Annotated in this window: 5 protein-coding genes; 3 read left to right on the top strand and 2 right to left on the bottom strand. The window is 71.9% G+C overall.

Going from position 1 to position 7,679, the window contains the following annotated elements:
- Together IEZ12_RS38815 and IEZ12_RS20925 are read right to left on the bottom strand one after the other, a co-directional pair.
- Window positions 1-791 (bottom strand): glutamate synthase-related protein (locus tag IEZ12_RS38815; RefSeq protein WP_268250260.1); only part of this gene is annotated, 791 nt, incomplete at its 3' end.
- Between the two features lie 146 nt (window positions 792-937).
- On the bottom strand, window positions 938-2,050 hold the full coding sequence (locus IEZ12_RS20925) for a glycoside hydrolase family 18 protein (protein WP_229847735.1): 1,113 nt from the start codon (window positions 2,048-2,050) through the stop codon (window positions 938-940).
- 147 nt (window positions 2,051-2,197) lie between these two features.
- Between IEZ12_RS20925 and metH the strand changes: the two genes are divergently transcribed.
- From metH to IEZ12_RS20940, 3 genes are all read left to right on the top strand, one after another.
- The gene (gene metH / locus IEZ12_RS20930) at window positions 2,198-5,701 is read left to right on the top strand and encodes a methionine synthase (protein ID WP_189273541.1); all 3,504 of its coding nucleotides are present in this window, start codon (window positions 2,198-2,200) and stop codon (window positions 5,699-5,701) included.
- A gap of 179 nt (window positions 5,702-5,880) precedes the next feature.
- Complete coding sequence (locus IEZ12_RS20935) at window positions 5,881-6,585, top strand: HAD family hydrolase (RefSeq protein ID WP_189273543.1); 705 nt, start codon at window positions 5,881-5,883, stop codon at window positions 6,583-6,585.
- A 349-nt stretch (window positions 6,586-6,934) separates the two neighbouring features.
- Window positions 6,935-7,679: ABC transporter substrate-binding protein (locus IEZ12_RS20940; protein WP_229847736.1), on the top strand; the 745-nt coding region annotated here is incomplete at its 3' end.

The raw sequence follows: 7,679 nt of genomic DNA on the forward strand, positions 1-7,679 counted from the left end.
CGCGACGGCGAGGCGCAGTCCTTGCCGACGGGTATGCCGCGGATCCGGGCGATCTCGGGCGTCACCTTCGCGCCCGGCAGCATGCCGCCCAGGCCCGGCTTGGCGCCCTGCGAGAGCTTGATCTCGATCGCCCGGACCGGCGCGCCCGCGACCACGTCCTTGAGCTTGTCGAGGCTGAAGCTGCCGTCCTCGTTGCGGCAGCCGAAGTACGAGGTGCCGAGCTGCAGCACCAGGTCGGCGCCCTTGCGGTGGTACGGCGACAGGCCGCCCTCGCCGGTGTTGTGCATCGCGCCGGCCTGCGCCGCGCCCTGGTTGAGCGCGGTGATCGCCGCCCCCGAGAGCGAGCCGAAGCTCATCGCGGAGATGTTCACCACGCTGCCCGGCCGGAACGCCTTGGCGCGCCCGCGCGGGCCGCCCAGCATCTTGGCCGAGGGCAGCGCGGCCTGCGGGTCGTGCCCGTCCGGCAGCGGCCCGGCGAAGGTGCGCTGCTTCAGGTAGGCGCGGCCCTGCGCCTGGGCGACGTCCACCTCGGTGCCGAAGCCGAAGTAGTTGTTCTCCTCCTTGGCGGAGGCGTAGATCCAGCTCCGCTGGTCGCGGCTGAACGGCCGCTCCTCCTCGTTGGAGGTCACGATGTACTGCCGCAGCTCCGGCCCGATCGTCTCCAGCAGGTACCGGGCGTGCCCGAGCACCGGGAAGTTCCTCAGCAGGGCGTGCTTCTTCTGGACCAGGTCGCGGGCGGCGATGACCGCCACCGCGGCGGCAGCGGCCGCGCCGATCTTCCGGGCTTGCATGAACGTTCCTCCTGAGTGCCGACTCCGTCCCCACACGGCGAAGCCGAACCGATGCTAGGAGGTCCCCCCGCACCGCCCGGCGGCCAGGGGCCCCGACGCCGGATCACCCGAGGTCAGGGCCCCTGCGGATGGTGCGCACCGGCCGGCTACACGCACCAGCCGTCGCGGTACGCCGCCCAGTGGTCCGGGGTCGCGGCGAAGTCCACGTACAGCGCCAGGCCGAAGTTCTCCCGGCCGTCGGGGCCGAGCGCGAGCCGGGCCCCGCGGACCGCGGCGCGGACCGTCTCGGCGTCGCCGCGGTGCGTCGGGGTGTCGTCCCAGTACGCGGGCAGGCCCATCAGCAGCGCGACGCCCGGCGGAGTGTTGGCCAGCGCCAGCGTGGTCTGCCGGGCGACGTAGCCGCCGTACAGCGATTCCACCGGCATCGAGGTGTCGTACGACATCACCGCGACCTGGTCGACCCGCCGCGCGGCCTGCGCGAAGTACCCGGCGCTCCACCACTTGCCGTGGTCGGTCAGCGCGAAGCTGACCCGGCCGACCATCGGGACGGGCTCGATCTGCGGGGCCGCGATGGACAGCGGGGCGGACCGGGCGGCGGTCAGCGCGTGCACCTGGTCGAGCAGCGCGAGGAAGCCCGACGAGCCGTCGTGCACCGGCTCCAGGTCGAAGTGGACGCCGTCGAAGCCCAGGTCGAGGACCTGCTTCGCGGAGGCGGTGATCCGGTCCCGGACGTCCTGGCGGTCCAGGTGCAGGCCGTCCTTCTCCGGCGCGACCACGTCGCCCAGCCAGGACTGGATCCGCACCCCCGGCATCGCCGCCCGGGCCCGGCCGAGGAAGTCCGCCACGCCCGGGGCCCGCTTCGGATCGAGCGATCCGTCGTGCTCCAGCGGGCCGGTGTGCACGTACAGGTCGTGGATGCCGGTGCCGCGCACCCGCGTCGCCAGCACCGACAGGTCGGCGTCGGTGCGCCGCCCGTCCACCCAGGCGTGGCCCAGCCAGATCGCGTCCCGGCCGCGGGTGCGGGCGTCGACCGCCGGGTCGCCCGCGTAGCACCAGCGCAGCGCGAGCGCCGCGCCCAGCACCGGCAGCACCAGCAGCGCCGCCACCACGGCGCAGGCGGTCAACGCACGGCGGCGCCGGGTCCAGCGGGTGCGCTCGGTCCAGCGGCGACGCGCCCGGGCCGGCGCTGTCCGCCATGCGGACGCGGTGCGGGTGCGGACGCGGTGATGCCACCTGCTGGGACATGGTGAAGCGGGCATGATCGGGCTCCCTTCCGGTGGACAGGGACGCCCACGATGCGAAATGGGTTCCATGGCACCGCCGCCGGGCGGATACCCTGGCCGGGTGCGCCCCAGGTCAAGGTGGGGCCGCATAGCCGACAGCCGTCGCAACCAGGGAGCAGCCTCATGGCCACCGTTGTATCCACGTCCGCCCAGCAGGACCGCGCCGCCGCCTTGCGCGAGGCGCTCGCCACCCGGGTGGTGGTGGCGGACGGAGCGATGGGCACGATGCTCCAGGCCCAGGAGCCGACGCTGGAGGACTTCCAGCAGCTGGAGGGCTGCAACGAGGTCCTCAACGTGACCCGCCCGGACATCGTCCGCTCGGTGCACGACGCGTACTTCGCGGTCGGCGTGGACTGCGTCGAGACCAACACCTTCGGCGCCAACTTCTCGGCGCTCGGCGAGTACGACATCGCCGACCGGATCGGCGAACTGTCCGAGGCCGGCGCCCGGATCGCCCGCGAGGCCGCCGACGAGTACACCGCCAAGGACGGCCGCGTCCGCTGGGTGCTCGGCTCGATCGGCCCCGGCACCAAGCTGCCGACGCTCGGTCACATCGCCTTCGAGACGGTCCGCGAGGGCTTCCGGCAGAACGCGGCCGGCCTGATCGCCGGCGGCGCCGACGCGCTGCTGATCGAGACCAGCCAGGACCTGCTGCAGACCAAGGCCTCCGTGCTCGGCTGCAAGGACGCCCTCGCCGAGGCCGGCCTGGACCTGCCGGTGCTGGCGCAGGTCACCGTGGAGACCACCGGCACCATGCTGCTGGGCTCGGAGATCGGCGCGGCGCTGACGGCGCTGGAACCGCTCGGCGTCGACTTCATCGGCATGAACTGCGCCACCGGCCCCGCCGAGATGAGCGAGCACCTGCGCTACCTGGCGAAGAACGCCAAGGTCGGGCTGTCCTGCATGCCGAACGCCGGCCTGCCGGTGCTCACCAAGGACGGCGCGCACTACCCGCTCAGCCCGCAGGAGCTCGCCGACGCCCACGAGGCGTTCGTCCGGGACTACGGCCTGGCGCTGGTCGGCGGCTGCTGCGGCACCACCCCCGAGCACCTGCGCCAGGTGGTCGAGCGGGTGCAGGGCCGGCCGATCACGCCGCGCGAGCCGAAGCCCGAGCCGGCCGCCGCCTCGCTGTACCAGGCGGTGCCGTTCCGGCAGGACACCTCGTACCTGGCGATCGGCGAGCGCACCAACGCCAACGGCTCGAAGAAGTTCCGCGAGGCGATGCTCGCCGCGGACTGGCAGACCTGCGTGGAGATCGCTCGCGAGCAGATCCGCGAGGGCGCGCACCTGCTCGACCTGTGCGTCGACTACGTGGGCCGCGACGGCGTCGCCGACATGAAGGAGATCGCCGGCCGCCTGGCCACCGCCTCCACCCTGCCGATCGTGCTGGACTCCACCGAGCCGCCGGTGCTGCGGGCCGGCCTGGAGATGCTCGGCGGCCGCGCGGTGCTGAACTCCGTCAACTACGAGGACGGCGACGGCCCCGACACCCGGTTCGGGAAGATCGCCGCGCTGGCCCGCGAGCACGGCGCCGGCCTGATTGCCCTCACCATCGACGAGGACGGCCAGGCCCGCACCGCCGACAAGAAGGTCGCCATCGCCGAGCGGCTGATCGAGCAGCTGGGCCGCGAGTACGGCATCCACGAGAGCTCGATCCTGGTCGACTGCCTGGCCTTCACCCTGGCCACCGGCCAGGAGGAGTCCCGCCGCGACGGCATCGAGACCATCGAGGCGATCCGCGAACTCAAGCGCCGCCACCCGGACGTGCAGACCACCCTCGGCCTGTCCAACATCTCCTTCGGCCTCAACCCGGCCGCCCGCCAGGTCGTCAACTCGGTCTTCCTGCACGAGTGCGTGGAGGCCGGCCTGGACTCCGCGATCGTGCACGCCGCGAAGATCCTCCCGATGAACCGCATCCCCGAGGACCGCCGGCAGACCGCCCTCGACCTGGTCTACGACCGCCGCAGCGAGGGCTACGACCCGCTGCAGAAGCTGCTCCAGCTGTTCGAGGGCGTCTCCGCCGCCTCCAGCGCCGCCTCCAAGGCCGAGGAGCTGGCCGCCCTCCCGCTGGAGGAGCGCCTGCAGCGCCGCATCATCGACGGCGAGCGGGCCGGCCTGGAGGCCGACCTGGACGCCGCCCTGACGGAGCGTCCGGCGCTGGAGATCATCAACGACACGCTGTTGTCCGGCATGAAGGTGGTCGGCGAGCTGTTCGGCTCCGGCGAGATGCAGCTGCCGTTCGTGCTGCAGTCCGCCGAGGTGATGAAGGCCGCGGTGGCCCACCTGGAGCCGCACATGGAGAAGTCCGACAGCGAGGGCAAGGGCACCATCGTGCTCGCCACCGTCAAGGGCGACGTCCACGACATCGGCAAGAACCTGGTCGACATCATCCTGTCGAACAACGGCTACAACGTGGTCAACCTGGGCATCAAGCAGCCCGTCTCGGCGATCGTCGAGGCCGCCCAGGAGCACAAGGCCGACGTGATCGGCATGTCCGGCCTGCTGGTCAAGTCCACGGTGATCATGAAGGAGAACCTGGAGGAGCTCAACCAGCGCGGCCTCGCCGCCGACTTCCCGGTGATCCTCGGCGGCGCCGCCCTCACCCGCGCCTACGTCGAGCAGGACCTGCACGAGGTCTACGACGGCGAGGTCCGCTACGCCCGCGACGCCTTCGAGGGCCTGCGGCTGATGGACGCCCTGATCGGCGTCAAGCGCGGTGTGCCCGGCGTGGTGCTGCCCGAGCTGCGGCAGCGCCGGCACGCCCGGGTCGAGATCGACGAGCCGGAGGAGGTCAACCTCGGGCAGATCCGCTCCGACGTGGCCGTCGACAACCGCGTCCCGACCCCGCCGTTCTGGGGCGACCGGATCATCAAGGGCATCCCGTTCCAGGACTACGCCTCCTGGCTCGACGAGGACGCCCTGTTCAAGGGCCAGTGGGGCCTCAAGGGCGGCCGCTCCGGCGGGCCGTCGTACGAGGAGCTGGTGGAGACCGAGGGCCGCCCGCGACTGCGCGGCTGGCTGGACCGCCTGCAGACCGAGGGCTGGCTGGAGCCCGCCGTCATCTACGGCTACTACCCGGCCAACTCCAAGGGCGACGACCTGATCGTCTACGGCGAGGACGACACCGAGCTCACCCGCTTCACCTTCCCGCGCCAGCGCCGCGGCCGCCGCCTGTGCCTGGCGGACTTCTTCCGCCCGGAGGAGAGCGGCGAGCGCGACGTGGTCGCCCTGCAGGTGGTCACCATGGGCAACCGGATCTCCGAGGCGGCCAACGAGCTGTTCGCCGGCGACTCCTACCGCGACTACCTCGAACTGCACGGCCTGTCCGTGCAGTTGGCCGAGGCGCTGGCCGAGTTCTGGCACGCCCGGGTCCGCTACGAACTCGGCTTCGGCGACGAGGACCCGCAGGACGTCCGGGACATGTTCGCGCTCAAGTACCGCGGCGCGCGCTTCTCGCTCGGCTACGGCGCCTGCCCGAACCTGGAGGACCGCGCCAAGATCGCCGAGCTGCTCAGGCCCGAGCGGGTCGGAGTGATCCTCTCCGAGGAGTACCAGCTGCACCCCGAGCAGTCCACGGACGCCATCGTGCTGCACCACCCGGAGGCCAAGTACTTCAACGCGCGGTAGCCGCCGCAGCAGAACTTCGACCGGAGATCATCCGTTCGCCGCGCCGGCGCCCGACGCAATCCGCCCCGGCAGGCGTATTCTTGATGATCCTGAACGGGCCGGTCCGCTCACCAGCGGGCCGGCCTGTGCCATCCCCGGACGCAGTGCGCTCCGGACGACCATCCGGAAGGACGGCGCGCATGACGACGGTCTCGACCCCGATCCGTGTCGGCGGAGACGGCGAGGACAGCGGCCTGCAGGCCGTCCTGCTCGACATGGACGGCACCCTGGTCGACACCGAGGACTTCTGGTGGCAGGCCGAGGTCGACCTGTTCGCCGAACTCGGCCACCGGCTCACCCCCGAGGACCGCACCCACGTGGTCGGCGGCCCGATGACCCGCGTCATCGACTACCTGCTCACCCGCACCGGGGCCGCGATCCGCCCCGCCGACCTCGGCGCCCAGATCAACCAGCGTTTCGTGGACCTGCTGGACGGCGGCGTCCCGCTGATGCCGGGCGCCGAGCTCCTGCTCAACACCCTTGCCGCGCACGGCATCCCGGCCGCGCTGGTGTCCGCCTCGCACCGGCGCATCATCGACATCGTGCTGCGCAGCCTGGGAGCCCAGAACTTCGCCTTCACGGTGGCCGGCGACGAGGTGCCGCGCACCAAGCCCTTCCCCGACCCGTACCTGACCGCCGCCGCCCGCCTGGGCGCCGACCCGGCCCGCTGCGTGGTCGTCGAGGACACCCCGACCGGTGTCGCCGCCGCCGAGGCGGCCGGCTGTCCCGTCATTGCGGTACCCTCCATCGCCGCCATCGAGCCCGGCCCCGGCCGGCTGGTGCTGCCCTCGCTCGAACAGGTCGACCTCGGCCTGCTGCGCACACTGGCCGCCACCCGGGTGTGACCTTCGTCTCATCTGCGCGGTTTTCCGGTTCCCCTCCGCGTCCGTGGGTACGCGGACCGTATCCGGCAGCGGGTATGAAATCGGGCATTGGCTGACAACTCGTCGACGGTCCGGAGCCGGTCTTCCACCCGTAGGCCACCCATTGTTCGAACAGACGGTGACCGCCCCGGTGCGATGTGGCACGCTACAACCGATCAGACGCCCTCCCGCGCCGCCGCCCGCCGTCGTCGAATCCGACAGGGGGCGCCCGCGTGGTCGTACCGGCCTGCGCCCTGCCGCCCCACCCCGGCGGCCGGACTCGGGTTCCCCCAGGGCGAGCCGGCCGCACGCAGTAAGGAAGACCACCCGCATGACTACGCCCAACCGCCTGGCCGTGCTCAGCTGCGCCGCGCTCGTCGTCACCACGGCGGCCGGCTGCGCGTCCGTGGAGAAGGCCGCCAACGGCGGCGACAACGGTGCCGCGATCACCCTGGGCACCACCAACGGCACCACGGTGCTGGACCCGGCCGGCGCGTACGACATCGGCGCCTGGCTGGTGCTCAACAACTCCTTCCAGTCGCTGCTGGCCTTCCCGCCCGGCGCGACCGTGCCGCAGCCCGACGCCGCCGAGTCCTGCCAGTTCACCGGCAGCGACGCGATGACCTACAAGTGCACGCTGAAGGCCGGGCTGAAGTTCACCAACGGGCACCCGGTGACCGCCGAGGACGTCAAGTTCTCCATCGAGCGCGTCAAGAAGATCAACGACCCGACCGGTCCGAGCCCGCTGCTGTCGACCATCAAGTCGGTGGACGCGAACGGCGACCTCGAGGTCGTCTTCCACCTGGAGACCCCCGACGCGGTGCTCCCGGCCAAGCTGTCCTCGCCGGCCGGCGCCATCGTCGACCACCAGGTCTTCCCGGCCGACAAGCTGCTCGCCAACGACAAGCTGGTCGGCTCCGGCCCGTACCGGGTGGACGCGATAGAGAACCAGGGCAAGAGCCCGAACAAGGTCACCCTGTCGCCGAACCCGACCTACCGCGGCAACGCCACCAAGCCCGAGAACAGCAAGTTCGCCGTCCGCTTCTACGAGAAGGCGGAGGACCTGAAGGCCGCCC

This window comes from Kitasatospora griseola, assembly GCF_014648555.1.
GTDB classification, from domain to species: Bacteria; Actinomycetota; Actinomycetes; order Streptomycetales; family Streptomycetaceae; genus Kitasatospora; species Kitasatospora griseola.

Excerpts from the sequence above, each read along its gene's own strand:
- IEZ12_RS20925 (WP_229847735.1), bottom strand. The coding sequence starts at position 2,050 with ATGCCCGCTTCACCATGTCCCAGCAGGTGGCATCACCGCGTCCGCACC.
- metH (WP_189273541.1), top strand. The coding sequence starts at position 2,198 with ATGGCCACCGTTGTATCCACGTCCGCCCAGCAGGACCGCGCCGCCGCC.
- IEZ12_RS20935 (WP_189273543.1), top strand. The coding sequence starts at position 5,881 with ATGACGACGGTCTCGACCCCGATCCGTGTCGGCGGAGACGGCGAGGAC.